Annotated in this window: 9 protein-coding genes, 2 tRNA genes and 3 rRNA genes; 11 read left to right on the forward strand and 3 right to left on the reverse strand. The window is 57.0% G+C overall.

Annotated elements, in window-relative coordinates; all coding sequences use genetic code 11:
* The first annotated feature begins 2 nt into the window (after nucleotides 1-2).
* The 11 genes from pssA to PSH73_RS03900 all read left to right on the forward strand — a co-directional run bounded on the left by pssA (nucleotide 3) and on the right by PSH73_RS03900 (nucleotide 12,061).
* Nucleotides 3-860: a CDP-diacylglycerol--serine O-phosphatidyltransferase gene (gene pssA / locus PSH73_RS03850; RefSeq protein ID WP_029298897.1), complete on the forward strand. Its 858-nt coding sequence runs from the start codon at nucleotides 3-5 to the stop codon at nucleotides 858-860.
* A 63-nt stretch (nucleotides 861-923) separates the two neighbouring features.
* A complete protein-coding gene (gene msrP / locus PSH73_RS03855) occupies nucleotides 924-1,937 on the forward strand; it encodes a protein-methionine-sulfoxide reductase catalytic subunit MsrP (RefSeq protein ID WP_120731579.1) in 1,014 nt (337 codons plus the stop codon).
* A complete protein-coding gene (gene msrQ / locus PSH73_RS03860; RefSeq protein ID WP_120731581.1) occupies nucleotides 1,937-2,557 on the forward strand; it encodes a protein-methionine-sulfoxide reductase heme-binding subunit MsrQ in 621 nt (206 codons plus the stop codon). Before msrP ends, msrQ begins: the two co-directional genes overlap by 1 nt.
* 545 nt (nucleotides 2,558-3,102) lie before the next feature.
* Nucleotides 3,103-4,639: ribosomal RNA gene (locus tag PSH73_RS03865) — 16S ribosomal RNA — on the forward strand.
* 81 nt (nucleotides 4,640-4,720) lie between these two features.
* Nucleotides 4,721-4,797 (forward strand) — tRNA-Ile (locus PSH73_RS03870).
* Between the two features lie 30 nt (nucleotides 4,798-4,827).
* Nucleotides 4,828-4,903 (forward strand) — tRNA-Ala (locus PSH73_RS03875).
* A gap of 248 nt (nucleotides 4,904-5,151) precedes the next feature.
* Nucleotides 5,152-8,045 (forward strand): 23S ribosomal RNA (locus PSH73_RS03880).
* A gap of 172 nt (nucleotides 8,046-8,217) precedes the next feature.
* Nucleotides 8,218-8,333 (forward strand): 5S ribosomal RNA (gene rrf / locus PSH73_RS03885).
* Together the 16S, 23S and 5S rRNA genes with 2 tRNA genes alongside form the textbook arrangement of a ribosomal RNA operon.
* Before the next feature lie 162 nt (nucleotides 8,334-8,495).
* Nucleotides 8,496-9,155, forward strand: a complete 660-nt coding sequence (locus PSH73_RS03890) for a paraquat-inducible protein A (RefSeq protein ID WP_057442080.1) — start codon at nucleotides 8,496-8,498, stop codon at nucleotides 9,153-9,155.
* Nucleotides 9,142-9,765, forward strand: a complete 624-nt coding sequence (locus PSH73_RS03895; RefSeq protein ID WP_057442078.1) for a paraquat-inducible protein A — start codon at nucleotides 9,142-9,144, stop codon at nucleotides 9,763-9,765. The genes PSH73_RS03890 and PSH73_RS03895 overlap by 14 nt, the downstream gene beginning before the upstream one ends.
* A complete protein-coding gene (locus PSH73_RS03900) occupies nucleotides 9,758-12,061 on the forward strand; it encodes an intermembrane transport protein PqiB (RefSeq protein WP_305461972.1) in 2,304 nt (767 codons plus the stop codon). Before PSH73_RS03895 ends, PSH73_RS03900 begins: the two co-directional genes overlap by 8 nt.
* Before the next feature lie 85 nt (nucleotides 12,062-12,146).
* Here PSH73_RS03900 and mksF read toward each other — a convergent pair whose 3' ends face one another.
* The 3 genes from mksF to mksB are packed head-to-tail and all read right to left on the reverse strand — an operon-like array spanning nucleotide 12,147 to nucleotide 16,952.
* Complete coding sequence (mksF, locus tag PSH73_RS03905; RefSeq protein ID WP_305461974.1) at nucleotides 12,147-14,987, reverse strand: Mks condensin complex protein MksF; 2,841 nt, start codon at nucleotides 14,985-14,987, stop codon at nucleotides 12,147-12,149.
* Nucleotides 14,984-15,685, reverse strand: coding sequence for an Mks condensin complex protein MksE (mksE, locus tag PSH73_RS03910; RefSeq protein WP_057442072.1), 702 nt, complete (start codon nucleotides 15,683-15,685; stop codon nucleotides 14,984-14,986). The genes mksF and mksE overlap by 4 nt, the downstream gene beginning before the upstream one ends.
* On the reverse strand, nucleotides 15,675-16,952 hold the full coding sequence (gene mksB, locus PSH73_RS03915) for an Mks condensin complex protein MksB (RefSeq protein WP_057442070.1): 1,278 nt from the start codon (nucleotides 16,950-16,952) through the stop codon (nucleotides 15,675-15,677). The genes mksE and mksB overlap by 11 nt, the downstream gene beginning before the upstream one ends.
* Nucleotides 16,953-17,073: the final 121 nt, after the last annotated feature.

Consider the following 17,073-nt stretch of genomic DNA (forward strand, 5'->3'; position numbering starts at 1 on the left):
CCATGAGCGAACGTCCCGAAGAGCCAAACCAGGCCTCTGACGCCGAAAGCCTGCTACCGATCGATGAGCATGTCGAAGAAGGGCATGACGCGGAAGGCCGCAAGGTCCGGCATCGTGGCATCTATCTTCTGCCCAACCTGTTCACCACGGCGAACCTGTTTGCCGGTTTCTACTCCATCATCAATTCCATGAGTGCCCAGAGTGCGCTGGCGGCAGGTGATGCGGCGAGTGCCAGCAAATACTTCGGTTTTGCTGCCATCGCGATCTTTGTGGCCATGGTCCTTGACGGCCTGGATGGCCGCGTAGCGCGCATGACCAATACGCAAAGTGCCTTCGGTGCCGAATACGACTCGCTGTCGGACATGGTTGCCTTTGGTGTCGCGCCTGCGCTGTTGGCGTTTGCCTGGGCCCTGGGTGATATGGGCAAGGTTGGCTGGATGGTTGCCTTCATCTACGTGGCCGGTGCTGCACTGCGCCTGGCGCGTTTCAATACCCAGGTGGGGACTGCCGACAAGCGTTACTTCATTGGCCTTGCCAGTCCTGCTGCGGCAGGTGTGGTGGCGGGTATTGTCTGGGCGTTCAGTGACTACGGTATCCAGGGATCGAAGATGTCGTTCCTGGTGGCCTTGATGGTTGCGGCGGCCGGCATGCTGATGGTCAGCAATATCAAGTACAACAGCTTCAAGGAGTTCGACCTGAAGGGGCGGGTGCCTTTTGTGGCGATTCTGGTAGTGGTGCTGGTTTTTGCAGTGGTCTTCAGCGATCCGCCGCGGATTCTGTTGCTGGCGTTCCTGGTGTATGCGGCTTCGGGTCCGGTTCAGTACCTGTTGCATCTGCGGCGGGACAAAACATTGCCTTAATGTAATTTCCCCCATACTCCGCAGTCTATTGGTGCATCAGTTCTCCAATGCTGCGGAGTTGCCATGTTAATCAAGTTGCCTAAAGCGTCCGATTGTCACGAATCGGATGTCACCCCGGAATCCCTCTATTTCTCCCGCCGCAGTTTGCTCGGTGGTGCGCTTGCCGGTATTGCTGCCAGCAGCCTGCCGCGTTGGGCGAGTGCGGCTGATACCGCGCGTTATGCCGATGTCGAGCCGGGCAAGGCTCCCGGCTGGTTTGCCGAGAAGCTGCCAGGCACCCAATGGCAGGCGGTGACGGTCAAAGACGAAGCCATCACCCCGTTCAAAGATGCAACCCACTACAACAACTTCTATGAGTTCGGTACCGACAAGGGCGACCCGGCGGCGAATGCTGGTTCCCTCAAGACGGAGCCGTGGAGCGTCGTGATTGATGGTGAGGTCGCCAAGCCTGGGCGTTATGCCTTGGAGGACTTCATGAAGCCGTATCAGCTGGAGGAGCGGATCTACCGTTTACGCTGTGTCGAGGCGTGGTCGATGGTCATTCCCTGGATCGGCTTCCCTATATCGGCCTTGCTTAAACAGGTCGAACCCACTTCCAAGGCCAGGTACATCCGCTTTGAAACTCTGCAGGATCCCAAGAGCATGCCGGGCCAGCGTTCGAGTTTCGGCCTGATCGACTGGCCTTATATAGAAGGGTTGCGTCTGGATGAAGCGATGAACCCTTTGGCAATCCTTGCAGTGGGCATGTATGGCCGTGAACTGCCCAACCAGAATGGTGCGCCGCTACGGTTGGTGGTGCCGTGGAAGTACGGTTTCAAGAGTGTGAAGTCCATCGTGCGGATCAGTCTGGTGAGTGAGCAGCCGAAAACCACCTGGCAGAGCATTGCGGCGGATGAGTATGGGTTTTATGCAAATGTGAACCCCACGGTCGATCATCCTCGCTGGACTCAGGCGCGGGAGCGACGTCTGCCTAGCGGCTTGTTCAGCCCGAATGTGCGCGAGACGCAGATGTTCAATGGCTACTCGGATGAGGTCGCTTCTCTTTATACGGGTCTTGATCTGCGGAAGAACTACTGATGCGCTACCCCCTCTGGCGCCTTGGCGTCTTTATAGCTGCGGCAGTGTGGCCGTTGTACTGGTTGTATGAGGCCTGGAGTCTTACCTTGGGGCCTGATCCCGGCAAAGTGCTGGTTGATCGGCTGGGGCTGGGGACGCTGATCTTGCTGCTGGTCACGCTTGCGATGACGCCTCTGCAAAAGTTGAGCGGTTGGGCGGGGTGGATCGCTGTGCGCCGGCAGTTGGGGTTGTGGTGTTTTGCTTATGTGGTGCTGCACCTTGCGGCTTATTGTGTATTTATCCTTGGGTTGGATTGGTCGCAGTTGGGCGTCGAGCTGCGCAAACGCCCCTACATTATTGTGGGAGCGTTGGCGTTCCTGTGCTTGCTGGCGTTGGCGGTGACATCCAATCGCTATAGCCAGCGTCGATTGGGTGCCCGTTGGAAGAAGTTGCATCGCCTGGTGTATGTGATTCTGGGGCTTGGTTTGTTGCATATGCTGTGGATCGTGCGTGCCGACCTGAAGGAGTGGGTTATCTATGCTTCTATAGGGGGGCTGCTTTTGGTCCTGCGGATTCCACCGGTGATGCGCCGAATTCCCCGCCTTATTGCTAAAAAAGCACCTTCTGCAACAAAAGCGTAATTAACGCTTGACGGCAGATTCTGGAAGTCTATAATTCGCCCCACTTCCGGCGCAGTCGAAACGGGAAACTCCTTGGTAAACAAAGAGTTACGCAGAATTCGACAGCGAGTTGCTTCAGTTCATCGAAGCCCAGAAGGAGTTGGTAGAGCAGTGTTGTTTGGCTCTATTAACGTTTCGATCCTCTCGGTCGAAAGCGGAGAAAAAGAGGTGTTGACAGCAGCGTGTAACGCTGTAGAATTCGCCTCCCGCTAACGAGAGATCGGAAGCGCAAGTGGTTGAAGTTGTTGAGGAAATCCTCGAAAACTTCTGAAAATAATCACTTGACAGAAAGTGAGGCTGCTGTAGAATGCGCGCCTCGGTTGAGACGAAAGATCTTAACCAACCGCTCTTTAACAACTGAATCAAGCAATTCGTGTGGGTGCTTGTGGAGTCAGACTGATAGTCAACAAGATTATCAGCATCACAAGTTACTCCGCGAGAAATCAAAGATGTAACCAACGATTGCTGAGCCAAGTTTAGGGTTTCTTAAAAACCCAAAGATGTTTGAACTGAAGAGTTTGATCATGGCTCAGATTGAACGCTGGCGGCAGGCCTAACACATGCAAGTCGAGCGGTAGAGAGAAGCTTGCTTCTCTTGAGAGCGGCGGACGGGTGAGTAATGCCTAGGAATCTGCCTGGTAGTGGGGGATAACGTTCGGAAACGGACGCTAATACCGCATACGTCCTACGGGAGAAAGCAGGGGACCTTCGGGCCTTGCGCTATCAGATGAGCCTAGGTCGGATTAGCTAGTTGGTGGGGTAATGGCTCACCAAGGCGACGATCCGTAACTGGTCTGAGAGGATGATCAGTCACACTGGAACTGAGACACGGTCCAGACTCCTACGGGAGGCAGCAGTGGGGAATATTGGACAATGGGCGAAAGCCTGATCCAGCCATGCCGCGTGTGTGAAGAAGGTCTTCGGATTGTAAAGCACTTTAAGTTGGGAGGAAGGGTTGTAGATTAATACTCTGCAATTTTGACGTTACCGACAGAATAAGCACCGGCTAACTCTGTGCCAGCAGCCGCGGTAATACAGAGGGTGCAAGCGTTAATCGGAATTACTGGGCGTAAAGCGCGCGTAGGTGGTTAGTTAAGTTGGATGTGAAATCCCCGGGCTCAACCTGGGAACTGCATTCAAAACTGACTGACTAGAGTATGGTAGAGGGTGGTGGAATTTCCTGTGTAGCGGTGAAATGCGTAGATATAGGAAGGAACACCAGTGGCGAAGGCGACCACCTGGACTGATACTGACACTGAGGTGCGAAAGCGTGGGGAGCAAACAGGATTAGATACCCTGGTAGTCCACGCCGTAAACGATGTCAACTAGCCGTTGGGAGCCTTGAGCTCTTAGTGGCGCAGCTAACGCATTAAGTTGACCGCCTGGGGAGTACGGCCGCAAGGTTAAAACTCAAATGAATTGACGGGGGCCCGCACAAGCGGTGGAGCATGTGGTTTAATTCGAAGCAACGCGAAGAACCTTACCAGGCCTTGACATCCAATGAGCTTTCTAGAGATAGATTGGTGCCTTCGGGAACATTGAGACAGGTGCTGCATGGCTGTCGTCAGCTCGTGTCGTGAGATGTTGGGTTAAGTCCCGTAACGAGCGCAACCCTTGTCCTTAGTTACCAGCACGTAATGGTGGGCACTCTAAGGAGACTGCCGGTGACAAACCGGAGGAAGGTGGGGATGACGTCAAGTCATCATGGCCCTTACGGCCTGGGCTACACACGTGCTACAATGGTCGGTACAGAGGGTTGCCAAGCCGCGAGGTGGAGCTAATCCCACAAAACCGATCGTAGTCCGGATCGCAGTCTGCAACTCGACTGCGTGAAGTCGGAATCGCTAGTAATCGCGAATCAGAATGTCGCGGTGAATACGTTCCCGGGCCTTGTACACACCGCCCGTCACACCATGGGAGTGGGTTGCACCAGAAGTAGCTAGTCTAACCTTCGGGAGGACGGTTACCACGGTGTGATTCATGACTGGGGTGAAGTCGTAACAAGGTAGCCGTAGGGGAACCTGCGGCTGGATCACCTCCTTAATCGACGACATCAGCTGCTCCATAAGTTCCCACACGAATTGCTTGATTCATTGAAGAAGACGAAAGAAGCAGCCCAAAATTGGGTCTGTAGCTCAGTTGGTTAGAGCGCACCCCTGATAAGGGTGAGGTCGGCAGTTCGAATCTGCCCAGACCCACCAATTTTGTGTGGGAAACGCCTGTAGAAATACGGGGCCATAGCTCAGCTGGGAGAGCGCCTGCCTTGCACGCAGGAGGTCAGCGGTTCGATCCCGCTTGGCTCCACCACTACTGCTTCTGTTTGTATAAAGCTTAGAAATGAGCATTCCATCCATGCGATGGTGAATGTTGATTTCTAGTCTTTGACTAGTTCGTTCTTTAAAAATTTGGGTATGTGATAGAAAGATAGACTGAACGTTACTTTCACTGGTAACGGATCAGGCTAAGGTAAAATTTGTGAGTTACTCAAATTGAGTATTATCGAATTTTCGGCGAATGTCGTCTTCACAGTATAACCAGATTGCTTGGGGTTATATGGTCAAGTGAAGAAGCGCATACGGTGGATGCCTTGGCAGTCAGAGGCGATGAAAGACGTGGTAGCCTGCGAAAAGCTTCGGGGAGTCGGCAAACAGACTTTGATCCGGAGATGTCTGAATGGGGGAACCCAGCCATCATAAGATGGTTATCTTAAGCTGAATACATAGGCTTAAGAGGCGAACCAGGGGAACTGAAACATCTAAGTACCCTGAGGAAAAGAAATCAACCGAGATTCCCTTAGTAGTGGCGAGCGAACGGGGACTAGCCCTTAAGTGGCTTTGAGATTAGCGGAACGCTCTGGAAAGTGCGGCCATAGTGGGTGATAGCCCTGTACGCGAAAATCTCTTAGTCATGAAATCGAGTAGGACGGAGCACGAGAAACTTTGTCTGAATATGGGGGGACCATCCTCCAAGGCTAAATACTACTGACTGACCGATAGTGAACTAGTACCGTGAGGGAAAGGCGAAAAGAACCCCGGAGAGGGGAGTGAAATAGATCCTGAAACCGTATGCGTACAAGCAGTGGGAGCCCACTTTGTTGGGTGACTGCGTACCTTTTGTATAATGGGTCAGCGACTTATTTTCAGTGGCGAGCTTAACCGAATAGGGGAGGCGTAGCGAAAGCGAGTCTTAATAGGGCGTCTAGTCGCTGGGAATAGACCCGAAACCGGGCGATCTATCCATGGGCAGGTTGAAGGTTGGGTAACACTAACTGGAGGACCGAACCGACTACCGTTGAAAAGTTAGCGGATGACCTGTGGATCGGAGTGAAAGGCTAATCAAGCTCGGAGATAGCTGGTTCTCCTCGAAAGCTATTTAGGTAGCGCCTCATGTATCACTGTAGGGGGTAGAGCACTGTTTCGGCTAGGGGGTCATCCCGACTTACCAAACCGATGCAAACTCCGAATACCTACAAGTGCCGAGCATGGGAGACACACGGCGGGTGCTAACGTCCGTCGTGAAAAGGGAAACAACCCAGACCGTCAGCTAAGGTCCCAAAGTTATGGTTAAGTGGGAAACGATGTGGGAAGGCTTAGACAGCTAGGAGGTTGGCTTAGAAGCAGCCACCCTTTAAAGAAAGCGTAATAGCTCACTAGTCGAGTCGGCCTGCGCGGAAGATGTAACGGGGCTCAAACCATACACCGAAGCTACGGGTATCATCTTCGGATGATGCGGTAGAGGAGCGTTCTGTAAGCCTGTGAAGGTGAGTTGAGAAGCTTGCTGGAGGTATCAGAAGTGCGAATGCTGACATGAGTAACGACAATGGGTGTGAAAAACACCCACGCCGAAAGACCAAGGTTTCCTGCGCAACGTTAATCGACGCAGGGTTAGTCGGTCCCTAAGGCGAGGCTGAAAAGCGTAGTCGATGGAAAACAGGTTAATATTCCTGTACTTCTGGTTATTGCGATGGAGGGACGGAGAAGGCTAGGCCAGCTTGGCGTTGGTTGTCCAAGTTTAAGGTGGTAGGCTGGAATCTTAGGTAAATCCGGGATTCTAAGGCCGAGAGCTGATGACGAGTCATCTTTTAGATGACGAAGTGGTTGATGCCATGCTTCCAAGAAAAGCTTCTAAGCTTCAGGTAACCAGGAACCGTACCCCAAACCGACACAGGTGGTTGGGTAGAGAATACCAAGGCGCTTGAGAGAACTCGGGTGAAGGAACTAGGCAAAATGGCACCGTAACTTCGGGAGAAGGTGCGCCGGTGAGGGTGAAGGACTTGCTCCGTAAGCTCATGCCGGTCGAAGATACCAGGCCGCTGCGACTGTTTATTAAAAACACAGCACTCTGCAAACACGAAAGTGGACGTATAGGGTGTGACGCCTGCCCGGTGCCGGAAGGTTAATTGATGGGGTTAGCTAACGCGAAGCTCTTGATCGAAGCCCCGGTAAACGGCGGCCGTAACTATAACGGTCCTAAGGTAGCGAAATTCCTTGTCGGGTAAGTTCCGACCTGCACGAATGGCGTAACGATGGCGGCGCTGTCTCCACCCGAGACTCAGTGAAATTGAAATCGCTGTGAAGATGCAGTGTATCCGCGGCTAGACGGAAAGACCCCGTGAACCTTTACTATAGCTTTGCACTGGACTTTGAATTTGCTTGTGTAGGATAGGTGGGAGGCTTTGAAGCGTGGACGCCAGTTCGCGTGGAGCCAACCTTGAAATACCACCCTGGCAACTTTGAGGTTCTAACTCAGGTCCGTTATCCGGATCGAGGACAGTGTATGGTGGGTAGTTTGACTGGGGCGGTCTCCTCCTAAAGAGTAACGGAGGAGTACGAAGGTGCGCTCAGACCGGTCGGAAATCGGTCGTAGAGTATAAAGGCAAAAGCGCGCTTGACTGCGAGACAGACACGTCGAGCAGGTACGAAAGTAGGTCTTAGTGATCCGGTGGTTCTGTATGGAAGGGCCATCGCTCAACGGATAAAAGGTACTCCGGGGATAACAGGCTGATACCGCCCAAGAGTTCATATCGACGGCGGTGTTTGGCACCTCGATGTCGGCTCATCACATCCTGGGGCTGAAGCCGGTCCCAAGGGTATGGCTGTTCGCCATTTAAAGTGGTACGCGAGCTGGGTTTAGAACGTCGTGAGACAGTTCGGTCCCTATCTGCCGTGGACGTTTGAGATTTGAGAGGGGCTGCTCCTAGTACGAGAGGACCGGAGTGGACGAACCTCTGGTGTTCCGGTTGTCACGCCAGTGGCATTGCCGGGTAGCTATGTTCGGAATAGATAACCGCTGAAAGCATCTAAGCGGGAAACTAGCCTCAAGATGAGATCTCACTGGAACCTTGAGTTCCCTGAAGGGCCGTCGAAGACTACGACGTTGATAGGTTGGGTGTGTAAGCGCTGTGAGGCGTTGAGCTAACCAATACTAATTGCCCGTGAGGCTTGACCATATAACACCCAAGCAATTTGACTACTCTTGACTTGGAAACAAGCAAAAGCATCAGATTGCGGTGTGTGAAGACGAAATGAACCGAAAGTTCGAATCTCACAAAACACCGAAAGCTATCACATACCCAATTTGCTGAAGCGAGACCATCTGGTCACGACTCAGTACCCGAATTTCTTGACGACCATAGAGCATTGGAACCACCTGATCCCATCCCGAACTCAGTAGTGAAACGATGCATCGCCGATGGTAGTGTGGGGTTTCCCCATGTGAGAGTAGGTCATCGTCAAGATTAAATTCCGAAACCCCAATTGCGAAAGCAGTTGGGGTTTTGTTTTGGGCGGTCGAAAAGGTTCTGGCCTATCGCCATCGCTTGATCCCGACAAATTTGCACAGTTATTTCTGAACCAGAACACTAGAATAGACACCTGATCATTTTGTCTTAGAGTCCTATATGTCCGACCCGGTTGATACCACCCAGGTGTCCGACCTACCGCTGGAGGACCTGGTTGCCTGCCACGAGTGCGACTTGCTGATGCGCAAGCCAGAGCTTGCGCACGGTGAAAAGGCCCTGTGTCCACGCTGTGGTTATGAGATGTACGCCCACCGCTACAATGTCGTAGAGCGCAGCCTTGCCTTGGTGATCGCAGCGCTATTGCTGTACATCCCGGCGAACTTTCTACCCATCATGCAGCTCAATCTACTCGGGCAGTCTTCGCAGGACACGGTCTGGAGCGGTGTAGTTGCCCTGTTCAATACCGGCATGCAAGGCGTGGCGGTGGTGGTGTTCCTGTGCAGCATGGGCATTCCGTTGCTCAAGCTGCTCTGCCAGCTTGCGGTGCTGCTCAGTATCCGCTGGAACATAGGCCGCAGTTATGGCCTGTTGCTATACCGTATTTATCACCATATGCGCGATTGGGGGATGCTGGAGGTCTACTTGATGGGCGTGCTGGTGGCGATTGTAAAATTGGCCGATATGGCTGCCCTTAGCGTAGGCCTGGGACTGGCCTGTTTTATCAGCCTGTTGATGGTCCAGGTACTGCTGGAGGTGGTGATGTCACCCCATCAGATCTGGCAAGCGTTGTCCGGGGAGGACGAACATGCGGGCGATTGATGCTGGCATTCTGATCTGTACCGAATGCCACGAACTGAACAGGCAGGACCCGGACACCGACGAGCAAACCTGCACCCGTTGTGGTGCCCTGGTCCATGCGCGCCGGCCGAACAGCCTGATGCGCACCTGGGCGTTGCTGATTACTGCGGCAATTCTGTACATCCCGGCTAACCTGTTGCCAATCATGACGGTTAACTCACTGGGGCAGGGCGCTCCAAGCACCATCATGTCCGGCGTGATCGAACTGGTTCAGCACGGCATGTTCCCGATTGCCGCCGTGGTGTTTATTGCCAGTATCCTGGTGCCGACCTTCAAGCTGGTAGGCATCGCACTGCTGCTGTTCTCGGTGCAACGTCACCAGCCGCTTTCCGCCCGACAACGCATTATCATGTACCGCTTTATCGAGTTTATCGGTCGCTGGTCCATGCTGGATATCTTCGTGATCGCCATTCTGGTGGCGGTCGTTAACTTTGGGCGACTAGCCAGTATCGAGGCCAATCTCGGTGCCGTGGCGTTCGCCAGTGTGGTGATCTTGACGATGCTTGCCGCAGTAACTTTCGATCCCCGACTGATTTGGGATAACACGGAGTCGGACGACGACCATGACTGATTTGCCAAAGGCTAAAACCCGCCCCGCTTCGAACTGGTCGGCCATTTGGGTACTGCCGTTGATCGCCCTGGTGATCGGCGGCTGGCTCGGATGGCGCGCCTATACCCAGACGGGCATCGAGATCCAGGTGCGCTTTGAAAGCGGTGAAGGCATCCAGGTCAACAAGACCGAAGTGGTCTACAAAGGCATGACCGTGGGCAAGGTCAAGACCTTGGCATTGGATGACGAGGGCAGCAATCGTGGGGTGATTGCGACTATTGAGATGAACAAGGATGTCGAGCAATACCTCAAGGCCAATACGCGCTTCTGGCTGGTCAAGCCTAGCGTCAGCCTGGCCGGGATTACTGGCCTGGAAACTCTGGTCTCGGGCAATTACATCGCCGCCAGCCCCGGCGACGGTGAGCCCACGCGTAAATTCAAGGCGCTCTCCGAAGAGCCCCCATTATCCGACGCCAAGCCCGGCCTGCACCTGACGGTCAAGGCCGAGCGGCTTGGCTCGCTGGACCGTGGCAGCCCGGTGTTCTACAAACAGATCCAGGTCGGCCAGGTCAAAAGCTACCTGCTGTCGGCTGATCAGAACACCGTCGAGATCAAGGTCTATATCGAGCCGACCTACGCCAGCCTGGTGCGCAAACATACGCGTTTCTGGAATGCCAGCGGCATCAGCATCGACGCCAACCTCTCCGGGGTCAAAGTGCGCAGCGAGTCCCTGGCCAGCATCGTCGCCGGGGGGATTGCCTTCGCTACGCCAGAGAACCGCAAAGACAGCCCGCCCACCGACCCGAGCCTGCCGTTCCGCCTGTACGAAGACTTCGATGCCGCCGCCGCAGGGATCCGCATCAAGGTTAAGCTCAGTGACTTCGAGGGCTTGCAAGCCGGTCGTACGCCGGTGATGTACAAAGGCATCCAGGTCGGCAGCCTCAAGGCCCTGAAGGTTGACTCTGACCTGTCCAGCGCCAGCGCCGACTTGACCCTCGACCCATTGGCCGAAGATTACCTGGTGGAGGGCACCCAGTTCTGGGTGGTCAAGCCATCCATCTCCCTGGCGGGCATCACCGGCCTGGAAGCCTTGGTCAAGGGCAATTACATTGCCATCCGCCCTGGTGACAAAGGCGCAAACCCCCAGCGCGAGTTTGTGGCCCGGGCCAAGGCGCCACCGCTGGACCTGCGCTCCCCTGGCTTGCACCTGGTCCTGCTCACAGAAAGCCTCGGCTCCCTGGAAGTTGGCAGCCCGATCCTCTACAAACAGGTCAAGGTCGGTTCGGTGCAGAGCTACCAGTTTTCGCGCAAGCGCAAGCAACTGGTGATCGGCGTGCATATCGAGAAGGAATATGAAGGCCTGGTCAACGGTTCGACGCGCTTCTGGAACGCCAGTGGCGTGACCCTGACCGGCGGGCTCACCGGCGGCATCCAGGTCAAAAGCGAATCCCTGCAAAGCCTGATGGCCGGGGGGATTGCCTTTGAGACCCCAGAGCCGAACGTACCGCTGAGAAATCGCATTCCGCGTTTCCGCCTGTTTGCCGATCACGAAGCCTCCACCCAGCGTGGCACCCTGATCACGATCAAGGTTGACCGCGCCGATGGCCTGCGCACCGATACGCCGATTCGCTTCAAAGGCCTGGACGTTGGCAAGATTGAAAGCGTTGACCTGAGCCCGGACATGCAGTCGGTGATGCTCACTGCGCGCATCACCGAAGTCCCTGAGCGGATCGCCCGTACCGGCAGCCAGTTCTGGGTGGTCAAGCCCGAGTTGGGCCTGATGAAGACCGCCAACCTGGAAACCCTGGTCACCGGCCAATACATCGAAGTGCTGCCGGCGGTGAAAAGCACCGGTGCGCAAAAGAACTTCGTGGCCCTGGCCCAACCGCCAGAGAGCAACGTGCAAGAAGCCGGCTTGAGCCTGGTACTCAGCGCCGCCCGCCGTGGCTCGTTGAAAGTCGGCGTGCCAGTCACCTACCGGGAAGTCACAGTCGGCAAGGTCACCGGCTACGAGTTGGGCAAGACCGCTGACCGTGTGCTGATCCATGTGCTGATCGAGCCCAAATACGCTCCGCTGGTTCGCGGCGGTAGCCGTTTCTGGAACAGCAGCGGCTTTGGCCTGGACTTTGGCCTGTTCAAGGGCGCGACAGTGCGCACCGAGTCCCTGGAAACCCTGGTCCAGGGCGGTATCGCCTTTGCCACGCCGGATGGCGAGCGCATGGGCAACCCGGCGCTGCCCGAGCAGACCTTCCCGTTGTTCGACAAGTTCGAAGACGAGTGGCTGATCTGGGCGCCGAAGATCCCCCTGGGTAAATAGCGCCCCCACCAACACCGCATAACCCGCCCACAAAAAAGGCCGCGATCCATAGGATCGCGGCCTTTTTGTATTTCAACAGCGCGGATCAGACCTCATCCAACTCCGGCTCATCCGCCTGCACATTCACCGTCGCCTTCACCGCATCATGCCGGCGAATGTACTTCCAGTCCGCCTCATCAATGTAGATCCCGTTCGGCCCGCTGCCGCCTTCCAGGTCGATCGCCACCTGGGCGGAGACCTGCGGCTTCACACTGGCCAGGATCGGCACAAAGCCCAGTTGCAGGCTGGTCTCCAGCAGTGCTGCCTGGTTCTTCTCGTCGATATCCGCCGCTTCGTCGAGGTAGTACGGCAGGCGCACGCGACCGGCCTGGTCGCGGTCCATCAAGTGCAGCAACAAGTACATGTTGGTCAGCGCCTTGATGGTCATGGTGGTGCCGTTGGACGCGGCGCCATCAATGTCGGTGTGAATGATCGGCTGGCCATTGACCTTGGTGATCTCGAACGCCAGTTCGAACAGGTCCTTGAGCCCCAGTTGGTTATGATTGGCAGCGACCAGGCGTGCCAGGTATTCCTTGGCCTCTTCGTTCTTGTTGTCCTGCTCGGCACTTTGGCTGAGATCGAACACCGAGAGGGTTTCGCCTTCCTCATACTGACCGGCACTGTGAATGATCTGGTCGATATGCTTGAGCGCTTCCTTGTTCGGCGCCAACACGATACGGAAGCTCTGCAGGTTGGATACCTGGCGCTTGTTGATCTCGCGGTTGAACAGGGCCAACTGGTGCTCAAGGCTGTCGTAGTCGCTGCGGATATTGCGCAGGGTCCGCGCGATATCCGTCACCGCTGCACGGCGTGCCTTGCCCAGGGTCAGGGCTTCGTCGGTACGGTGCGCATACGCATTGATCAACAGGTGCAGGCGACGCTCCATATCGTCTTCACTGTCGAACTTGGCCACGCCCTTGAGGCGCACCTGGGCGTACAGCGCGTCGATCTGCCCGTCAGCGCGCTGCAAGCCCTGCCAGCTGTCCTGATAGTCGTTGAGCAGCGGCAGCAGGTTGTCCATGGAATCGTCGATCGGGTCCATGAACGGCGTGCCGAACGGCAAGTCGGCCGGCAGCAGCTGACGACGGCGCAAGGCGTCATCCAGGGTGCGCTGCTTGGCTTCCATATCACCGATCTGCCGGCCGACCAGTTGCAACTTGGCCGACAATTGCTGGACGCGTTCGGTGAACGCATCACTGGAGCGCTTCAGTTCATCCTGGGCCGCTTCCATCTGCGCCAGGTTTTCCAGTTTCTCGCCTTCCTCGGCACTCAGGGTCTGGGCGCGGCGGAAGTCTTCCAGGGCTTTCTGCGCATCGAGTACCTGCTGGTACAGCGCTTCGGTCTGGGTCTTGCTCGCCGCGCGGTCCGAGGCCACGGCCTGCTGGGTCTTGAGTTGCTTGAGTTCTTTTTCCAGGCGCTCCTTCTGGTCGCGCAACGCCGCGCGGTCCGCCAGGGCCTGCAAGGCCGGCGGCTCGATGTGCGAGATGTCGATGGACAGCCCCGGCACTTCAAAGCGCTCGCCGGTGAAGCCATCGAGGATCAGCTCCAGGGATTTGACCCACTGGCCGTCTTCATCCAGGGTGATGCCATGCTCGCCCAGCGGCAGGCTGAACAACGAACTGTTGAACAGACGCATCAGACGCTCGACGTCCTGCTGTGAGAATTCTTCCCGCAGTTTGGCGTAGCTGTTGTTGTCGGCGTGATCGAGTTGCTGCTTGACCGACTTCAGGCGTTTTTCCAGGTCACGCAGGCGTTCGTCCAGGTCCTCGGCACTGAACTGTCGCGATTGCGCCAGGGCGCCGGCCAGTTCGTCGTGGGCATCCTTGGCCGCCAGCAGTTGCTGCTCCAGGACCTTGACGTCATCCACCAGGGCAAAGCGATGCTTGAGCACCGACAACTCGCCCAGCCAGCGTTGAATGCCGCTGATTTCCCGCTCCAGGCGCATCAGCTCCTGGGTGCCGCCGCGCTGATCGTTCTGCAGCGCGTCCTGCTCGTTGCGGTAGTGTTCGGCCTGGATCGTCAGCTCTTCCTTGCGTGCATTGGCATAGTCCGACCAGGTGCCCAGCAGTGAGTCGAGCAACGGCGACAGGCGATGCAACTTGCCGCGCAGGATTTCCCGCTGCTTCACGCCGTTGGACAGCGTCTCGACCAGAGGGCCGGCGGCCACCAGGGAGTTGTAGTCCTGCTCCATGCGTCGTACATCGCGGAACGCTTCTTCGCACGCGGCGATGTAATCCACGCTGCCGGAGCGCAGGCTGTGTTCGAAGGCATCGAGGAACAGCTGCTTGAGCTTGGCCGCGGTGATTTCGCGCATGTGCAGCAGGTTGATAAACAGCGCACGGAAGGTTTTCAGGCTCTGCTCGCTGGTGGAGCGCAGCGGAATCAGGGTCAGGTCCAGCGGGATCGACGTATGGCCGCCGACCAGCAAGCGCCGCAGTTCGTCGGGCTTGAGCTCGTAAGCCTTCAGGCCCTCGCGCTCAAGGTTGGTGAACAGCTCTTTCTGGCGCAGGCAGGTGTCGTTCTTCTGGTAGTGGGCCAGGTCCAGCTTGCCGGCGTAGGCAAAGAACTGGTGGCCGAAACCACCGCCCGGGCCGCGGCCGACCACGCCAATCACGTGCGGGCCGTGGGGCAGCGAGACTTCGACGAGGATGTAGCTGGTGTCGGTGGCGAAGTAGAAGCGCCGCGACTGTTCCAGGGTGTACTTGCCAAAGCTCATGTCCGACATGCGCGCCAGGATCGGGAACTGCAAGGCGTTGATCGACGCCGACTTACCGAGGTTGTTCGCGCCATACACCGACAGCGGCTCTTCCAGCGGGAACAGGCCCAGGCTGTAGCCGGCGGTATTCAATAGGGCGAAGCGGCGAATGCCGTAGCGTTCCTTGCTCATGCATCGGTCTCCTGTTCTTCGGCAATGGCGCGGGCGAGGGCATCTTCTTCGCTTTCAAATTCGCTCAAGTCCAGCGGGTCATCGGTCTGCAGCAGTTTTTCATCGCTGTCTTCGTCGATGATCACCGGCGCTGGCAACGGCAGCACGCTGTGCACGCTGGCTGCCAGGTCGCGGTCGGCCTGGACCGACAGGCACACATCAAGGAAGCGGTGCATCGGCGGCAGGAAGCGATAGACGCCGTTGTCTTCACTGGCAAACCCGAGCTGGGTCATGCGGCGCATGATTTTTTCTTCCAGTTCTTCCTGGGTCTGCACTTCGGCCTGGATAAACAGGTCGCGGTACTTCTCCAGCAAGGAGGGCAGTTCATCGCGGCCCAGGCTGCCGCCGTCGAGCACGGCAATCGGGTCGCGGCCCTGATCGGCCAGGTGCTCGACAATGATGAAAGTGAACAGCGCCAGGCGTTGCGCAGTCTTGTTAACCTGCGCGCTGGCGATGGCCGAGTCGGGTACGAAGTAGTAGAAACCCCGGGTATCGCACACCAACTCAAAGCCCAGGGCCTTGAACAGCGTGCGGTACTGGTCCTGGAAGTTCGACAGTTGCGCGTACAGCTCCGGGTCGCGGCGGCTGACGTGGTAACCCTTGAACAGCTCGCGAAAGATCGGCGCCAGCTGGGACAGTTCGGATAGATCAAGATGCATAAGGTGTGCTCGCAGAATTCTCGGCTACGTCGGTGCTGGCCGGGAGCAGGGCGAATGAGCGCAGGCTGACCTGGTGCTCGTGAGTATGGTAATCCCGGCGTTCCAGGCGCTCGCGCTTGAAACGCTTCTCCCGCGACAAACGCGAGAACCAGTACAGCAACTCGTCGGTGGCCCCGTCTGGTTCCTGTTCCAGCAGCCAGGTCATCAGGTCGGGCATCGGCAGTGCGTCTTCGCAGCGCTCGAGCATCTCCTTGACCGTGCGCGGCGCACGCTGGGCTTCGCCCTTGTGGGATTTGTGGGCCTTGGGGAAGCGCGCCGGCTTGGGTTCGAAATTCGCCAGGGCATACACATAGGCTTCCACTTGGCTGGCGCTGCCGAGGAAGGTGCTCTGTGGCCGGGTAAACATCGGCATCGCCGCTTGCGGCACCGCGTCCAGGCCCTTGCGCCGGATCGCCGACAGGGCCAGCGCTGCGCCACGGGTCACGGCGTTGTGCCGGCGCGCTTCTTCGCGCAGCGGCAGCAGCAGTTCCCGGGCATGGCGCAAGGTCAACTGGGCGCTGGTCTGCATTTCGAGGATGCGCGCGTGGGTGCGCAGCAACATGTCGTCGTCCACCAGGTGGCCCAGGCGTTGCTGCTCGGTGAGCATGCGCAACAGCACGTTCTCTACCTTGCGCACGCCTTGCTCGAAGGCGCCGTCGGCGTTCACCAGTTGGATCATCGGCTCGACGTACTCGTCCCAGGTCGCCAGGACCTCGGCATAACGCTGGCGCAACGGGATCTGCCGGTCGCTGGTCTTGGCCCGGTCGGCCACGGCAGCGAGGGCCTGTTCGTCATTGGCGAGTTTTTTCAGCACGTCGCGCACGCGCATGTCCAGCAGCCGCAGTTGGCGGGCCAGGTCGTGGCCGTCGCGGATGTCGAAGGCGTCCTGGATATAACCGGCCAGGCGCTCGAGGTGGCGCAGGTAGGCTTCGATTTCCAGGCACAGGCCTAGCCGGTGCTCCTTGCGAAGATAGGCCAGGAAGTCATGGATCTGCGCGTTGAGCTCGAAACGGTTCGGGCTCTTGGCGACAGGCACCAGGATATCCAGGCGAATCCACACGTCCAGCAGGTTGGTGATGTCCTGTGGCGTGCTGTCCAGTTGTTGGGCGGCCAGTTGCGCGCGCAACTCGCCAAGGCTCAGGGTGCCTTGGTCGAAGTGTTCGCACAGTGGCTCAAGCAGGGCCCAGTGTTCGGCGAGGGCGCGCAAGACGCGCTTGGGTTCGATCATCGGAATGGCCGGCTGGTTGGCGAATTAAAAGCAGCGATTGTACTGCATCAGGCGCGGGATTTATCCACAGCCGGTCAGGGCGCGTTCGCGATGGGCGGTCAGCAATGCAGAGAAAGTCATC

Origin of the sequence: Pseudomonas sp. FP2294 (assembly GCF_030687625.1) — a bacterium.
Lineage (GTDB): Bacteria > Pseudomonadota > Gammaproteobacteria > Pseudomonadales > Pseudomonadaceae > Aquipseudomonas > Aquipseudomonas shahriarae.